At 63.1% G+C, this 17105-nt stretch carries 6 protein-coding genes; 2 read left to right on the forward strand and 4 right to left on the reverse strand.

The genetic code is table 11. The features are described 5' to 3' along the window. Window positions 1-23: 23 nt before the first annotated feature. From BC363_RS07995 to BC363_RS08010, 4 genes are all read right to left on the reverse strand, one after another. Complete coding sequence (locus BC363_RS07995) at window positions 24-2831, reverse strand: condensation domain-containing protein (RefSeq protein WP_065787386.1); 2808 nt, start codon at window positions 2829-2831, stop codon at window positions 24-26. Then, the gene (locus BC363_RS08000) at window positions 2828-10915 is read right to left on the reverse strand and encodes a hybrid non-ribosomal peptide synthetase/type I polyketide synthase (RefSeq protein WP_065787385.1); all 8088 of its coding nucleotides are present in this window, start codon (window positions 10913-10915) and stop codon (window positions 2828-2830) included. The genes BC363_RS07995 and BC363_RS08000 overlap by 4 nt, the downstream gene beginning before the upstream one ends. Beyond that, on the reverse strand, window positions 10912-12861 hold the full coding sequence (locus BC363_RS08005; protein WP_083223774.1) for a non-ribosomal peptide synthetase: 1950 nt from the start codon (window positions 12859-12861) through the stop codon (window positions 10912-10914). The genes BC363_RS08000 and BC363_RS08005 overlap by 4 nt, the downstream gene beginning before the upstream one ends. A gap of 347 nt (window positions 12862-13208) precedes the next feature. Continuing rightward, entirely contained in the window at window positions 13209-13964 is a 756-nt protein-coding gene (locus BC363_RS08010; protein WP_065787384.1) for a glycoside hydrolase family 16 protein, read from the reverse strand. Between the two features lie 241 nt (window positions 13965-14205). Here BC363_RS08010 and BC363_RS08015 point away from each other — a divergent pair, with 241 nt between their 5' ends. Both BC363_RS08015 and BC363_RS08020 read left to right on the forward strand, forming a co-directional pair. Then, complete coding sequence (locus BC363_RS08015) at window positions 14206-15651, forward strand: hypothetical protein (protein ID WP_202618548.1); 1446 nt, start codon at window positions 14206-14208, stop codon at window positions 15649-15651. Then, entirely contained in the window at window positions 15651-16934 is a 1284-nt protein-coding gene (locus tag BC363_RS08020; protein WP_065787383.1) for a polysaccharide pyruvyl transferase family protein, read from the forward strand. Before BC363_RS08015 ends, BC363_RS08020 begins: the two co-directional genes overlap by 1 nt. Window positions 16935-17105 lie beyond the last annotated feature (171 nt).

Consider the following 17105-nt stretch of genomic DNA (forward strand, 5'->3'; position numbering starts at 1 on the left):
GATGTTGCCTTCGCACGTCGTGTTCAGCTCTCGCCATGAGAGCGGAATCTGTTGATGACGATGGTCGCCAGGGCCTGAATGCTGTTGCTGTTGAGACTATCCTCATGCCAGCCTTCAAGATCGAAGACTTCGCTGTCCCCGGCAATCGCACCACCCCAGCCGAAGAGCAGCTTGCGTGCGCGGCGATGCGTTGCTTCGCTGCGAAACAGCAGCACCGACTTTTCATTCGTCGGTGGCGGCCGGTAGCGACGGGCCGCATTGACCAACAGGTCGGTAACATCGGCGTTGGCGGCTTCTTCCTGGGAATAGGTCCCCGCCCGCAATCCCAGACGCTTGAGCAAGGCAAGCGTGAAGTTGAACTCCCTGAGATAGTCGACGAAACTGACGCGTCCGGAAAAGAGCTTTCGGGTGAAGTAGCCGATGCGCTTCACGCGGCGCTCGCTGTTCCAGCGAAGGCGCCGGAGCCGGGGCTGCGACCTGACATAACCCGGGGCCCAGGCATCGATCACGGCGGTGAAACGAAGATCGGCGCCGCGGTCGCGCATCTGACGGGCGATTTCGACAGCCAGCACGCCGTTGACGCAAAGCCCCATCACGCCGACCGGCCCTTTGAGAATGTCCGCGCCCATGCTGTCGACGGCATGCCCGGCGATCTCCTCGAGCGACATGGAGGCGAGAGGTCCGGTGAGATCCGCATGGAACATGTTGGCGTTGTAGACCGACACGACATCGCCGAGATCGGTGGCAAGCCGGTAGTACAGAAACGGATGATTGAGCGTGTAAAGCGTATAGGGCGCATCGGTGCGTCCGCAGGCGCTCACGCTCCAGGGACTGGGACTTGCCGGTTCCAACGCATTCTCGCTCCGCTCCGCGCCGCCGAACAGCGCATTGGCGAAGCCGGCGAATGTCGGCTGCTTGAAGAGCAGCTCCAGGTCAGCCTTGGCTCCGAGCTTCGATCGGGCGCCCGAGAGCATGCGCAATGCCAGGAGCGAGTGGCCGCCGAGCGCAAAGAAGTTGTCATCGGGCGCTATCGTCGGGACACCGAGCACCTCTGCCCAGATCGCCGCAAGCGTCTTGGTCTGATCAGCTCGCGCTGTCGGTAGCGCCACCGGAACACCGGCCGGTTCGACGCGACCGGTCACGGTCTTGGCGAGGGCGGTCGGCGCTGCCGGGATGCGCAACGCGGCGCGATCGACGGCGCCGCTTGCATCGCGCGGAAAGTTGAGGAACACGCTGATGCCGCCCGGCATGGCCGTTTGGGACAGTTGCCGCCCGAGATACTCCATCAGATGCTCCGGCAGGCGGTCGAGCGGCTCGGTGATCGTCGATGCCGGGGTGACAAAGGCATGCACGCGCTTTCCGTCGTCCTCGACCAGCACCACGGCCGAGCCGACGGATGGATGGGCGGCAAGCATCTGTTCGATCGCCGTTGCCCAACCGGTCTCTACCCGTTGGGTCTTGATCTCCCGCGTGGGGATGACCAGCGCCGAAAGCGGAGCCGAGGGATGCTCCAGCGCTGCTTCATAGGCCTCCTGCCAAAGCCGCAGCAGGGATTCGATCGTGCTCTTTTCGAACAGATCGGCATTATACTCGATGGACATGCGCCATCCGCTCGGCCTGCCGACCATGATGAAGCTCAGATCGTAGATAACGCCCGGAGATTGCGACGGCGCGCTGATCAGCTCGAAACCGCCATATTGCTGATCTTCCAGGAAGGCCTTCTGCAGGTTGAAGTTGACTGAGATCAGCGGGTTGCGCGAAGGGTCGCGGACCGGGTTGACCAGCTCGACCAGTTTGTTGAACGGCATCCTGTGATGGTTGAGCGCAGCCGTCACCTTTTCACTCGCCGAACGCACATGCTCGGCGAAGGAAATGTCGCCGGCCATGTCGAAGCGCAGAACGACATTGTTGATGAAGACCCCGATGAGGTTCTCCAGGTCCGTCTCGTCGCGCCCGGCAACCTGGGACCCGAACATGACGGTGTTTTGTCCGGTGTAGCGATGGAGCAAAGCGCTGACGACGGCAGCCCCGAAACTGTAGAGCGACACCCGGTGTGCGCGTGCAGCAGCGTCGATCCGCTCGCTGAAATCACCCGTATTGTTGACGGAGAGGATGTTGCCACGGCTGGTCTTTACCGGCCCGCGCGGCGTATCGGGAACAACCTCGAAATACGGCGCGCCGGTCAGTTGCTCGCGCCAGAACGATTTCTCCGTCTCAAAGCCGTAGCTGTTCAGATACTCCTGCTGCCACAGCGAGAAATCGCCGTATTGCAGCGGCAGATCCGGAACAGACGGCTGCCGGCCGACATCAAGCGCCGCTGCGATCTCGCCGACCTCGCGACCGAGGACGCGGATCGACCAACCGTCAAAGCAACTCTGGTGGGCGGTGATCAGCAAGAAGCCCCGCTCGTTCTCCACCATCAGCAGAGATACACGGAAGAGATAGGGGCTGGTGAGATCGAACGGCGCGCGGGCGGTTTCCTCGCCGATCGACAGGATGCGCTGATCGCGCTGTTCTGCCGCCACGTTTCGCAGGTCGATGACGGACATCTTGAAGTCGACCTGATCGACCACCTGCTGGCAGGGCCTGCCGCCGACCTCGACGAAGCGAGTGCGAAGGATCTCATGGCGCTGGATCACCGTTCGGAAGGCCGCCTCCAACGTCGAGGAGCGGAACGCCCCACGGATCTCCCAGCGCACGGCAACGTTGAGCGCCGGATTGCCCGGCCTCAACTGATCGAGGATCCAGCAGCGCAACTGTGTCTGTGAGCAAGGGAACTCCGCAATTACAGTGGGTTCGGCCACAGGTGCAGTGTTGTTGGTCTCTTTCATGCTCGTGATACCTGCTCAAACCGGCGCCGGGCGCCGTTGCGGAAATCTCTCAGCGAAGGGACCTGCGGCTGGGTGCCGTTCAGATCGATGTCGTCGCGTGTCTCGGCAAAGGTGGCGAGTTCTGCGATGGAGGGATGCATCATCAGATGTTTCGCCTCCAGGCGCAGGCCACTGTCCAGCATGCGGGCGGCGATGCGGAAGATGATCAGTGAATCCGCCCCGAGCGCGTAGAGGTTGTCCTCGACGCCGATCTCCTGCGAGTTCAGGACGTCGCACCAGATCTCGCAGAGCCGTGTCTCCATGGCGGTGCGCGGCGGCACCCTGATGGCGGCGACCTCGCGTTGCGGCAGGCCGCGCTGTTCGAGCGTCTTGCGGTCGAGCTTTCCGTTCGCCGTCTGGGGAAGCGCCTCCTCCAGCACCCAGAAACCGGGCACCATATGCGCAGGCAGATTGGCCTCCGCATGCGCGGCAAGCATGGATGTCGACGGCTTGCTGTCCTGGTTTTCCGGAATGACATAGCAGACCAGCTGCTTGTCGCCGTTGCTGTTCTGGGCGGCGACAACAGCGCATTGGCGAACACCGGGAGCACTGGCTATCGCAGCCTCTATGTCGCCGAGCTCGATGCGGAAACCGCGCAGCTTGATCTGCTGGTCGCGCCGGCCAAGCAATTGCAGCGAACCATCCGCGAGCCGCCGGCCGACGTCGCCGGTCTTGTAGAGACGCTGGACAGTTCCGGTGCCGATGTCGATATCGACAAAGGCCTTCTCGGTGAGATCCGGGCGGGCGAAGTAACCGTTGGCGAGGCCCTCGCCACCGATATGCAGTTCACCAGTGACGCCGATGGCGGCAACCCGGTTGGCCTTGTCGAGGATGAGGAGCTGCGTGTTGGCAATGGGATGGCCGATGGTGATCGGCTTTTCGCCATCTTCGATCCGCTGCACCGACGACCAGACCGTCGTCTCGGTCGGGCCATACATGTTCCACAGCTCGGCCCCGAGACCGAGCAATGAGGATGCCAGCGCCTTGGGAAGCGGTTCGCCGCCGCACAGCATCTTGAGGCCCGGGCAGCTGAGGCCGGCCTCGACCAGCATCTGCCAGAGCGTCGGCGTCGCCTGAAGCACGGTCGCACGGCTGCTTTCGACGAGCCGCACGAGAGCAAAACCGTCCCGCACCGTGTGCCGGCCGGCAAGCACGACCTTGGCGCCGGTGATCAGCGGCAGGTAGAGTTCGAGGCCGGCAATGTCGAAGGAGATCGTCGTCACCGCGACGATCGTGTCGCGATCGTTAAGCCCCGGTTCCCGCGCCATCGACATGAGGAAGTTGACCAGGGCACGATGGGAAACTTCGACCCCCTTCGGGGCTCCGGTCGATCCCGAGGTAAAGATGATATAGGCGGCTGTCGCTGCGTCCGTCGGGATTTTCGGCAGCTCCGTTGCCAAGTTTGCAGCCCCGGCGGCGCCGTCGATGCGGAGGATGGCGACATCCTTGCCCGCCAGCCCCTCCGCCCGGTCGCTATCGCAGATCATGCCCGCGACCCGCGCAACCTCCAGTGTCTGCGACAGGCGCGTTTCCGGATGCGCCGGGTCGAGCGGCACGTAGGCATGTCCCGATTTCATGATCGCCAGCAGGGCGATCACCATTTCAAGCGACCGTTCGACCAGAAGTGCCACGCGCTGCCCCGGTTCCGGGATTGCCTTCTGGATCCGGCAGGCCAGCTGGTTGGATCGCGTTTCGAGATCGCCATAGGTCATCGTCTCGCCGTCGAGTTCGACGGCGACCGCGGTCGGCTGCTCGGCAGCCCTGCGGGCAAACAGCGAGAAGACGAATGCGTCGCGATCGTAGTCGGCGGACGTATCGTTCAGGCCCTCGGCAAGCCAGGCCTGTTCGGCCGCAGACAGCAGCGGCAGATCGTGGATCGGCCGGGTCATGTCGGCAGCCAGCGCCGTAACCAGTGTCGCGAAATGGCCGATCCAGCGCTCGATCGTGCTGCGCTCGAACACTTCGGCATTGTAGTCGACATCGATGCGAACGCCCTTGGGGCTTTCGGTCAGATTGAAGAACATGTCGAAATTGGAGAACGCCTTGGCGTTCGACGCGATCCTGGTCTGCAGCCCGCCGAACTCCAGATTGTCCGGAACCCGCTCCAGATTGAACTGGATCTCGGTCAGCGGCAGGCGATGCGTATCGCGCTTGACGCCGAGCTTTCGGACCAGCGTACCGTAGGTGTAGTCCTGGTGCTCGAACGCGCCGAGCACGAGCTGCTGCGTCGCCTTGAGGTGCTCGTCGAAGCGTTTATCGGACGAGACCGTCTGGCGAAGCGGCAGGAGATTGACGCAATGGCCGACGAGCGTCTGGCCATCGAGCAAGCTCTGCCCGGCCGAAGGCACGGCGACGACGATGTCGTCCTGCCCGGAGAGGCGGGAGATCATGATCTGCAGCGCCGCCAGCAAGGTCGAAAACAGCGTGGCGCCGGACTTTGCACCCGCCTTCTTCAGGGCTTTGTAGGTTTCCGCCTCGATGTTGCCGGTGACGGTGCCGCCGGCAAAGCTGCGGCGATCCGACCGCGGCCGATCCAGCGGCATTTCCGGCAGGTCGGGGACATCCTTGTATTGGTCGAGCCAGAACTGTTCGGTCGCGTTTGATATCTCCGCATTGGGAGCCAGATCGGTCGCATAGGTGGCAAAGGACAGCGGCGGCGCCAGCCCGGCCTCGGCGTTGCGCACATAGGCCGAATAGGTGGTGGCAAGCTCTTGGATCAGGACATTCACCGACCAGCCATCACAGACGATGTGATGCGCCGTGAGGACCAGGCGGTGGCTTTCGGGCGCCACCCGGACGATGGAAGCCCGGACCAGCGGCCCGTTGGCAAGATCGAAGGGGGTGTGCGCATCCTCATCGATCAGCTGTCGGAACAACGCCTCGCCATCGCTCTCACCGGCAAGGTCGATATCGGCCACATCGAGCTCGAAATCGGGAATGAATTCGAAATGATCGCCTGCCCGGCCGAAGCGGATCTGCAGTGCGTCGTGTCTTGCAACCACCGCGTCGAGCGCCCGACCAAGGCGCTCGCGGTCAAGCGGCCCGTCCAAAACCATCGTGAAGGACTCGTTGAACGAACACGAGGCTTCGTCGCCGACCTGGGCAGCCAGCCAGATCTCCTTTTGCGCTTCCGTCAGCGGCGCCGTTGACGGTCGGGCAGCGATCACGGCGGCGGGCGCTGGCGCAATATCCTCTGCCTGGCGTTGCGTGCCCAGGATTCCGACCGATTGAAATGCGTCAAGGCTCGTGCGGAAGGCGGCGGCAATCGCCTGGAAATCCGCCTCGCTGTGGGCGGTCGTCAGGAAGCAGGGATAGCCGTCCTGGATATGGACGCCTTGCATGCGCATTTTGGCATAGATGAGCGAGCCGAGCGGGTCGTTGCTGCCGAAGTCGGTGAAGAACCAGCTCTTGTAGCCGTTGACGGTCTTGGCGATCCCGCGGCGGGCGAGGTCGGCGTTGATCTCCGCGACCAGAGCCTGCGTACGATCGGCGACGGCGCCGTAGAGTGCAGCCCCCTCGCCCTTGATGTGCTGGAGAACGGCCTTGGCCGCCGCAAGCACGAGAGGATGGCGCACGAACGTCCCGGCGAAGAAGGTCGGCGCGGTCATCGGAACGGTATCATCGCCGTAGTTCCAGCATCCGCCGTCAAGCGCATCCATGAAGCGGCTATCGCCGACCAGCACGCCGATCGGCATGCCGCCGCCGATGACCTTGCCATAGGTCGCCATGTCGCCCTTGATGCCCCAGACGGCCTGCATGCCGCCGGGATCGACCCGGAAGCCGGTGACGACCTCGTCGAAGACCAGTGCGAACTCGGATTTTGTCGCGATCTCGCGCAGCTCGCGCACGAACTCGACCGGCCGCAATTCCGGATGGCGGCTTTGAACCGGCTCGATGATCACTGCGGCGATGTCGCCGGCATTGGTTCTGATCCACTCAAGGCTTTCCGGATCGCCGTAACGAAGCACCGTCATGTTGGCGACGGAGGCAGACGGGATACCGGCGGCAACCGGTATCGCGACCGGCGCGCCCGCCCGGTTCTTACCCTTGACCAGCACTTCGTCGAACTGCCCGTGATAATCGTTACCGAAAATCACGATCCGATCCCGGCCGGTCACCGTGCGCGCCACCCGCATGGCCGCCATGACGGCTTCGGAGCCGGTGTTGCAGAAGGTCACACGCTCATGCCCGGTCATATCGGCGATCATCTCGGCGACTTCGCCGGCAAGCGGCGTCTGCGGGCCGATGGCAAACCCGGCGTCGGCCTGCGCCTTCACCGCTTCCACGACGAAATCCGGCGCATGGCCGAAGGCCGTCTGCCCCATGCCGTTGACCAGATCGATATATTCGTTGCCGTCGACGTCCCATATGCGCGCGCCCTTCGACCGGTCGGAGACGACGGGGAAGACGATCTCCTTCCAGTCCTGGCGGAATCCGGCAGCGGTGCGCGGATCGGCCAGCCACTTTCGGTTCTGGCCGGTGAAGCTCTTCGACTTTCCGTTGCGTGCCTCATAGGCCGCGATCAAATCCGAAACGAACGCCTGCTTCTGTGGTGTCATCTCCGTCGAGAGGCTCTTGGCGCCCGGGCGGTAGAGCTTGATGCGCTCCGCTCCGATCTCGCCATCGGCGGGGCGATCGACCTCATTCTTCGATACCGGTATCGGCTGCGACTCATTCGCCGCGATCGGAGCGGCGGTCGCCGCCGTCGCTACCGTCGACGTTGCGGGCGCAGCGGCGACGGAACCTGCCGCCTGAAGCACCTGCAGCTGCTGCGAAACGATCGTCTGCAGCGTCTGCAATTGGGACTGGAGGACGGATTCGATGCCGGCAACGGTCGCTGCCGTGGTCACGGGGGCAGCCGGAAGCGGCAGCGCCACCTGTGCTACCACCGCCGGAGCGGCAACTGCTGCAAGTGGCGGCACGGCCACCGGCGCGATCGCCGATGCCTGCGGCGGCTCGGGCGGCAGCTGCCGATCGAGATGCGCGGCCAGATCCTGGATGGTGGGAATATTGCTCAGGAGCTCCCGGAACGAGAGCTTGATCTTGTAGTCCTTCTCGATCCTCTGGGCGAACTGGCCGATGAAGAGCGAGTCAAAGCCGAGCTCCAGGAATGTCGCGCCCGTTTCGCCCGGTCCAAGCGCCTCCCCCGACATGTCGCTGAGCAGGGTGATGAGGGAGGTTTGCAATGCAGGAATACGGCTTGCGGCGGCAACTGGCGTGACAACATCCATGATTTTCATCCCGTCAAACGGTTGCGCTTGAGTGTCGGTGGAAGACGGTTCGGCGGCAGGTGGCTGCACCGCCGACAACGCCGGCCGGCTTTCGCCGCGCCGCGCCGAGGCTGGAGCGTCGATCCAGTGGCGCTGTCGCTGGAAGGGATAGGTAGGCAGCACCAGCGGTGCCCTGCCGGCAGAAGGCGACGTCGGCCAATTGATGTCGCAGCCCGACATCCAGAGCTTGCCGTGCGCCTCGGCGAGGGTTTCGCCGGCGGCATGCGCGCGGTCATGTTCCGGCAGCGACTGGACGACTGCGGTGACGGCATCGCGGGCGAGCGTCTGTGCGGCAAAGACCGACAGAGTGCGACCAGGGCCGACCTCCAGCAAGACAGGCTTCCGCCCCTCGCAAAGGGCCGACAGCCCGTCGGAAAACCGGACGGCGGCGCGGCAATGCTTCGCCCAGTAGTCGGGTGACATGCCCTGTTCGATCGTCTGCCAACCGCCGGTGACGCAGGAGATATAGGGCGTTATGGCAGTACCGTAGGTGACCTTTGCCGTCTCTTCGCGCAGGGCATCAGTGACGCCGTCCATCATCGCCGAATGAAACGCATGGGACGTGTGAAGCCGGCTGAAGGCGATACCGGCGCGCTCCATCGCAGCGCACGCCGCATCGACGGCGGCGAAGGTGCCGGAGATCACGCAGAGTTTCGGGGCATTGACTGCGGCGATTTCGACCTCGTCGCCGAGATGGGCGGAGACTGTCTCGACATCCGCACGCACGGAAACCATCGCGCCTTGCGGCTGCGACTGCATCAAGCGTCCGCGCGCAGCGACGAGCCGCACTCCGTCCTCGAAAGAGATGACATTGGCGAGCGTCGCGGCGACGAATTCGCCGACGCTATGGCCGATCATGGCGTCGGGCTTCAAGCCACGGCTCATCCATAGCCGTGCCAGAGCATATTCGACGAGATAGAGACAGGGCTGCGCTATGCGGGTCTCGCGCTGTTCGTCGGCCATGGCCTGGCTCACCGTGCCAGCGTGGCAGATGAAATCGCGCAGGTCCGTCTTCAGCGGTGCCCGGAGCAACTCCGTGCCCCTGTCGATCCAGCGGGTGAATTCCGGCTCGCGGTTATAGAGCGCCGCTCCCATGCCGACATATTGCGATCCCTGGCCGGGGAACATGAAGGCGAGCGACGGCCTGTCCGTCGCGACCGCGCTCGGCGTTCGCTCGCCGCCGAGGCGCTCGATCGCCTGGTCGATATCGTTGACGGCAATGGCAGTGCGATGGCTGAAGGCGCGCCGTCCAGTTTGCAGCGTGTGCGCGACCTGCGACAGCGGCAACGCCGGATGCGCCTGCAGATGATCACGCAGGTTCAGCCGCATGGCCGCAAGCGCGGCTTCGTTGCGGGCAGACAGCGGCAGGATATACGGCCCCCGCGCCATGTCGGCGACGTCGCCTTGCGACACCGGCGCCTGCTCAAGCACGAGATGGACATTGGTGCCGCCGACGCCGAACGAGCTGATGCCGGCACGGCGCGGACCTTCGGTGGCCGGCCAGTCGGTGGTGCTGGCGGGAATGTAGAAGGGGCTGTCGTCGAGATTGATGCGCGGGTTCGGCCGTTGATAATTCGCCATTCCCGGTATCTTGGCGTGATAGAGCGCCAGCGTGGTCTTGATCAGTCCGCAGACGCCCGCGGCCGCGTCGAGGTGACCGACATTGCCCTTGACCGAGCCCAGGGCACAAAGCTGCCGCTTGTCGCCCGCCTCGGCAAAGGCGGCGCGCAATCCGCCGAACTCGATCGGATCGCCGAGCGGGGTCGCGGTGCCGTGGCATTCGACATAGCCGATCGTCTGGGGATCGACGCCTGCATTTGCCAGAGCCGACGAAATCGCATCCGCCTGTCCGTCGACGCTTGGCGCCGTAAACCCGATTTTGTCCGAACCGTCGTTGTTGATGCCGTAGCCGCGAATGACCGCGAAGATCCGGTCGCCATCCCGAAGCGCGTCTTCAAGCCGCTTCAACAAAACGATGCCCGCGCCACTGCCGAAAACCGTTCCGGCCGCCTGTTCATCGAACGGTCGGCAGACGCCGTCGGGCGAAACCATGCCGCCCTCCTGGTAGATATAGCCGCGCCGTTGCGGGATCGTGATCGATACCCCGCCCGCAAGCGCCATGTCGCAGCTGTAGGTCAGCAGATTCTGGCAGGCCTGGGACACGGCCAACAGAGACGTGGAGCAGGCCGACTGGATGGCGATTGCCGGTCCGCGCAGGTTGAACTTGTAGGCGATACGGGTCGCCAGAACGTCCGTCACCGAGCCGACGATCTGCTGGAAACAACCGATCTGATAGTTGGAGGTGAACTCCTCGGTCTTCGCCCTCTCGCCCAGGACATTGTTGATGAGATAGGTGGGCATCGAAGCCCCGGCGAAGACACCGATCAAGCCGGGATAGCGGTGGGGATCGTACCCGGCCCGCTCCAGCGCCTCCCAGCAGACCTCGAGAAAGACGCGGTGCTGGGGATCTGTGACCGCCGCCTCCCGCGGGAACATGCCGAAGAACTCGGCGTCGAACATGTCGATATCAGGGAGCTGCGGCCGGGCCGGCACATAGTTCGCCGCCGCACGTTCCTCGTCGGTGAATGCATCCTCGATTTCTTCCGGTCTCAATTTCGAAAATGCGTGCCGCCCCTCGCACACGAGATCCCAAAGCGCCTCGACCGACGGGGCATCCGGAAAGCGGCCAGACATGCCGATGATCGCAATACCCGTCACCTCCTGGTCATTGCGATCCGAACCGCGGGCGTCACCCGCATCGTTGAAAACGGTCATGAAGCGCTCCTGCGGAAGTGGGACATGTTCTTCTTTTGCAACGCGGCACGTTCGGCCGCCGTCATCGCCCGGGCACCGGCCGGCGATTTTCCGTCGAGGAAGCCAGCCAACTCGCGAATGGTCGGGTGCTTGAACAGGGCAACCACGTCGATCGGACGGGCGAGATTTGCCTCCAGCCCCGCATGCACCCGCATCAGTTGCAGCGACGTACCCCCCAAATCGAAGAAATTGCGATCGAGCTCCACGGCCTGCAGGCTGAGCACATTGCGCCAAAGGTCTCGCAAGAGTGCCTCGGTCCGACTGGCGACCGGCGCGTTTTCGGCCGGCAAAGCGTCCACCGGTAGCGGCAGGCTGGCACGGTCGACCTTGCCCGACTGATGCAGCGGCAGTTGGTCGAGCACGATGACGCTGCTCGGGATCATGTAGGCGGGCAGACTGTTGCGCAGTCTCTCCATCACGCCGCGGATCAGCTCGGCGTCATCTGCACGGGTGCCCTCACGCGGGCACAGGTAGCCGACGATGCGCTTGTGCGACTGATCCAGATGCTGGCAGATGACGACACCGTCGGCGAGCCGCGGGTCACGCCGCAAGGCGGCTTCGATCTCGTCAAGCTCAATGCGTTTTCCGTTCAGCTTGATCTGCCGGTCCCGCCGCCCTCGGAAAAGCAGGATGCCGTCGTCGCTGAGCACGGAGAGGTCGCCCGTCAGGTAACCGCGCACATCGCCCTGTTCGGTGCGGATGGTGACGAACCGTTCAGCCGTCAGCTCGGGACGCCGGAAATAGCCGATGGCAACGCCCTCGCCGGTGAGGACGAGCTCACCCTCTATGCCGCACCCGATCGGGCGATGGTCCTCATCGACGATCAATATTCCGGTGTGGCTGACAGCGCCGCCAATCGGCACGTCCTTGCCGTCGAAACCCGCGGGAATCTCGAAAGCAGTGGCGATGACGGTGATTTCCGTCGGTCCGTAACCGTTGGTCAGGCGGCAACCCGGGTGTGCCTTCTGAAAGCGTTTGACATGTTCGGCCGAGGCGACTTCGCCGCCGAACAACATGTGCCGCAACGCCGGCAGCTCGCCGCAGGAGAAATCGGCGAGCAGGTTGAACAGGCCGGTGGTGAGCAAGGAAACGGTGACGCCGTTGTCGCGGATGACGTCCCTAAGCCGGCCAATCGAGAAATTTCCGTCTGGCAACCCGGCGATGGTCCCACCGTTTGTCAATGTGGCCCAAATCTCGAACGTGGAGGCATCGAAAGCGATTGTAGCGGCGTGCAGCATCACGTCGGCACTGCCGATCTGCACGTAATTTTGATCGAGGCCGAGGCGGGTAATGCCACGATGCGGAATGGAAACGCCCTTTGGCCGGCCGGTCGAACCGGAAGTGTACATAACGTAGGCCATATCGCCGCCGCCGACCCGCACTGGATCGAACGGCTTTTTCTCGGCTTGCTGCGCGAGATCGGCGACAACGGCATCCAGATCGACGATCATCCCCTTGGCGCTCGGCACCAGACGCATGGTGGCGAGCGTACAGGTATCGACAAAGATCACCTTGGGCTCACAGTCGCCGATGACATAGTCGAGATGATCGACGGGAAAGGTCGTGTCGAGGGGAAGATAGGCAGCGCCGGCCTTGAGGGTGGCCAGCATGGCGACGATCGTTTCAAGGGAGCGCGGAACGAAGAGGCAGACAATATCGCCCTTCTTGACGCCCTGCCCCATCAGATAGACGGCGAGCAAATCGGACAACAAATCAAGTTCGCCATAGGTGATCGAGTGGTCGTCGAAAACGATCGCCGTTGCAAGCGGGGCAGCCTGGGCCTGCTGGTGAACAACGGCTTGAACGGAGCGGTCAGGGTCATAGTGCAGCGTTTCCCGCGAGCGGCCCGCCGCACCGCCGGACATCGCCGCCGAACCGTCGGGCTCGGAAAATCGGAACTCAGCCATCTTTCGCCTCCTGTCCCTCTCGCTTCGCTACCCCCGCGGAAGACGAAGACGTCTCCTTGCAGCGGACGGCCGGCGAAATTTGCTGCAATGCCGTCGTCAGCCAGAATTCCATGGTGGCGGAAAATGAACAGATGATCATTGGGATAGCCGCATCGCCACCCGGCCATCAAAAGGGTTAGGCCCGCTTAGTCCTTAGGGGGATGCAAGCCACGGAGATGCACGAACGACACGCAGGCCTGGCGGTCAAACCCGCTCGTCATCGATTTGTTTTTTCTGGATTTTTCCCGATCGCAGGCAGAACGCGCCCAGGTGGAGCGAGGAAGGCTAAACGACTTGGCCGGCGCCGCCTATTGAAGGTCGTAGGCCCTCACATAGTCGATGAACATGTGAGATGGATCCGGCGCCTGGTCGGCGGTTTTTTCGACGAGCGCGAGGTTGAGCAGCACATACATCGGCTGCCGGTGTTCAGGCCGCGTTTCGGCCTTCCACACGAGTTTCCGATCGAAATACATCCGGATGAACTGGGAATCGATCTTCACCCCATAGCTATGAAATTCTCCGGGGTCGGCATCGCGAAATACCTCGATCCGGCTGAATTGGGAATCGTCCTTGTCACCGCGATGCCAGACATGGATGACCGAGGAATAGCCTTCCGGCTTGTCGCCGTAGAATTCCATCACGTCGATCTCGGCCGTCGACTTCGAGCGGTCCTTGCCGATCAGCCAGAAGGCGGGCCACACGCCCGGGCCGACCGGCAAACGCGCGCGCATTTCGAAATAGCCGTATTGCTGGGCAAAGCCATTGCCCTTGGCGTCCACCGAGGCCAGCAGGCCGGACTGCCAGTCGCCTTCCGGGTCACGCTTGGCTTCGATCCTCAGTATGCCATTCTCGGTCTTGAACGGAGTGCGTTGACCGGGATTGGCAAAGCGAGCTCCACCGAAATCCCCCGACCACGGCGTATGTGCGATCCACCGGGTGCCGGGGCCCCAGGCAGATACGCTCAGATCGTCGAAATTCTCGTCGAAGGTCAGCGGCATGTCGTCGATCGGAAGCTCATCGCCCGTATCGCCGGCCGTATATCCGTCGGCATAGGTCACCGACATATGCATCATCAACCACAGGCAGCCGACGACAGGCCGGATGAAAAACCGAACTGGCAGGCGGCGGGCCGGGCAAGGGCAAGCTTCGCGAACAGATGGGGTCATGCTGCAAAACTAACGCGGCCCCCCATCAAGGGTCCATTACCGATTCAGGCCGCCGCTTTATGCGAAAGGCTTAGCCGCAGGCGTAAATACGCGACATGCCGCCTTTGATAGGATTGTTCCGGTAACTGGAACTAGTGGCATGAGCTTCGAACTGATCGGCTTCGCTACCGTACTCGTTGGAGTGGGCGTCCTGATGGCGCCGATCCACTGGGCATTGACGTTCATGGTCGTTTCAACGGCTCTCGGCTCTGCGGCCGCCATCAACCTTCCCGCGCTCGGTGGTGCATCCATCCTCGTTCCCAATGTTCTCCTGTTGTTCTTCGGCCTTCGCATCCTGATGGCCTATGGCGAGGGGCCCGTGCTTGCTGCCTTCGCGCCGGCCGGTGCCGGCTTCTGGCTGATGGTGCTCACTTTTTTCGGCGTGCTGACGGCGGTCCTGTCGCCTCGCCTCTTCCAGGGCGCCGTCGACGTGATGACAGTCGAGCGATCGGTCGGCGCGAGAAGTTTCATATCGCTGTCGCCGCTGCGATTTTCGTCCAACAACATAACGCAGGCAGTCTATGCGCTCGGCGGCCTTGCCTGTTTCGGATTCTGTCATGCCTATCTGCGCCGGACGGCCGCACCGTCACACCTCGTCAACGCCATCCTCATTGCTGCAGCGGTCAACCTCGCCTTCGCGGCGGCCGACATTGTCACCTATTTCTCCGGCACCGAATATCTGCTGAGCGTGGTGCGGACGGCCAACTACGCCCTTCTGACCGCGGCGGAAAAAGGTGGTCTGAAGCGGATTTCCGGATCGTTCCCCGAAGCATCGGCCTTTGCCGATTACACCCTGGTCCTGTTTGGCGCGACCGCCAGCCTGTGGCTCGACCGGGTGCGTTCGCCAGCGACAGCCTTCCTCGCGACCGCCTCGCTCGCAGGGCTGGTGTTCTCCACCTCGGCGACCGCACTGCTCGGGCTTGCGGTCGTCTTCCCATTTCTCTGGATACGCGCGCTGGTGACGGTCTTTGAGCGAAAAAAGCCGGCACGTCCAGTCTTTCTGGCCGCTCTCTTCCTGGTCGTGCCGCTCGTCATACTCACCGTCGTCAACGTGTTTCCGGAAACCGTGTCGACTGTTTACGACTTTCTCGATGAGATGCTCCTGTCAAAGGTCGACAGCCAGTCCGGCCGCGAGCGGGCGATGTGGAACGCTGCCGCCTACGAGGCCTTCGTCAACACCTTCGGCATGGGGGCGGGCCTGGGGAGTGCACGCGCCTCGAGCTATCTGATGGTTCTCCTTTCGAATGTCGGCATCCTGGGGCTCGTCATTTTCTGCGTCTTTGTCACGACCATCCTGTGCGCTCGCGTGGCGCCAGGCGCCCAGCGGAGAACAGAAAGCGTTGCCGCGCTGAGGGCGGCGAAAGCCGGCGTTATCGCCGCACTCAGCACGGCTCTCGTATCGGGCACCGTCTATGACCTGGGCCTGATGTTCTACATCCTCGCCGGTAGCGTGTCGGCGCTGACATGCCGGCAAATCGTCGAGGCAAGAACGGCAAGACCGCGGTTGGTTGATGCGACCAGTCCGCGCCGCATGGGAGGCTCCTGATGAAGATCGTCATCTTCAACGTCAAATACAGCGAAAACCTCGGCGACGGCATCCTTGCCCAGTGCCTGGAGACGGCGCTGGCGCGCGGCGCCAGGGGACTGGAGGTCAAGACGATCGATCTCGCCGGCAGGACGGCTTTCGGTACCGGCGGTGGCGGGCGGCGCCGGCAGTTGTTGAAGGTGCTGCAAGCACTGCCGTCATTCGCGCGTCGGCTGGTCGTAAGGCAGGCACTTGGTCCGACACTCCGCCGATTACAAGTGGAATGGCAGAAGGAGATCTACGATGCCGATGCTGTTGTCATTGGCGGGGGAAACCTGTTTCAGGACGATGATCTGAACTTCCCGCTCAAGGTCGGCGCAGCGCTCGATTGCGTCAAACGCAGCGGCAAACCGTTGGCTGTCTATGCCGTCGGCACCAGCCGGGACTGGTCGTCGCAGGCAAGGCAACTCTTCGGCGTGCTCGAGGAAAGCCAACTCGTCCACGTCTCGGTTCGCGATACCATTGCCGGCCGCAACTGGCTCGGCCATTTTCCAGCCGGGCCGCACGCCCGGATACTGCCCGACCCCGGGTTGCTCGTTCGCGAGATCGTCGCAAGCCACGCACTCGAGCCGCTGAAAGTCGATGACCGGGCAATTGGTATCTGCGTCACCGATCCGCTCATCCTGCGGCGTCATTCCAGCCACCGTTCGCAAGGAATTCCGTTCCGACACGCCGATGACTATCACCAATTGCTCGACCTGATGCTCGATGCCGGATATCGGGTCTGCCTCTTCACCAATGGAGCGCAGGAAGACCAGGCCTTTGCGCGGCGCGTTCTCAACGGCGGGGGTCTCGCTGCCCATATCGACAGCGGTAATCTCTATCTCGCCCCCCGCCCCAAAACGCCCGAGGAACTGATCCACATCCTCGCATCGACTCAGGTCATACTGGCGCATCGCCTGCACGCCTGCATCGCCGCCTATTCGCTCGGCGTGCCACAGGTCGGTCTTGGCTGGGATCCAAAAGTCGACGGCTTCTTCCAGTTCGTCGGCCGGTCGGAGTATTTTGCCGGAGAAGCCGATATCTCCGCACAGCACGTGGCCTCGCTGCTTGAGGAGGCGGCGCGCAAGGGCATCGACCCCGCGGTCCACGGCTCGGTCCTCCATCAGGCCCGCGAAGGCATCAGCCAGCTGCGAGATTGCCTGGTAGCACATCAAAACCGCGGCGTGAGCCGGAATACCCAGCCAGTGGTTGAGCCGAGCGACAGAGGCATGGCCGACTACGCCTGGTCAAACGGTCTCTAGCCATCACGGGTCACGCCCACTGCGGCGCGCGGTCTTCGGCACGGCCGACGCCTAAAGCACAAGCGCTTCAGCCTCTTACCACCGGCCCCACCCAGCCGGATTAAGCTCATATCGATGTGTTTTCCCGCCATTACTAACCATCTTGGGTAATATTCCTAACCACCGGTTGTT

Source organism: Ensifer sp. LC384, assembly GCF_001695865.1.
Lineage (GTDB): Bacteria > Pseudomonadota > Alphaproteobacteria > Rhizobiales > Rhizobiaceae > Ensifer.

Coding starts and splice junctions, on each gene's coding strand:
- BC363_RS07995 (WP_065787386.1), bottom strand. CDS start 2,831: ATGAAAGAGACCAACAACACTGCACCTGTGGCCGAACCCACTGTAATT.
- BC363_RS08010 (WP_065787384.1), bottom strand. CDS start 13,964: ATGTCGGTGACCTATGCCGACGGATATACGGCCGGCGATACGGGCGAT.
- BC363_RS08005 (WP_083223774.1), bottom strand. CDS start 12,861: ATGGCTGAGTTCCGATTTTCCGAGCCCGACGGTTCGGCGGCGATGTCC.
- BC363_RS08020 (WP_065787383.1), top strand. CDS start 15,651: ATGAAGATCGTCATCTTCAACGTCAAATACAGCGAAAACCTCGGCGAC.
- BC363_RS08015 (WP_202618548.1), top strand. CDS start 14,206: ATGAGCTTCGAACTGATCGGCTTCGCTACCGTACTCGTTGGAGTGGGC.
- BC363_RS08000 (WP_065787385.1), bottom strand. CDS start 10,915: ATGACCGTTTTCAACGATGCGGGTGACGCCCGCGGTTCGGATCGCAAT.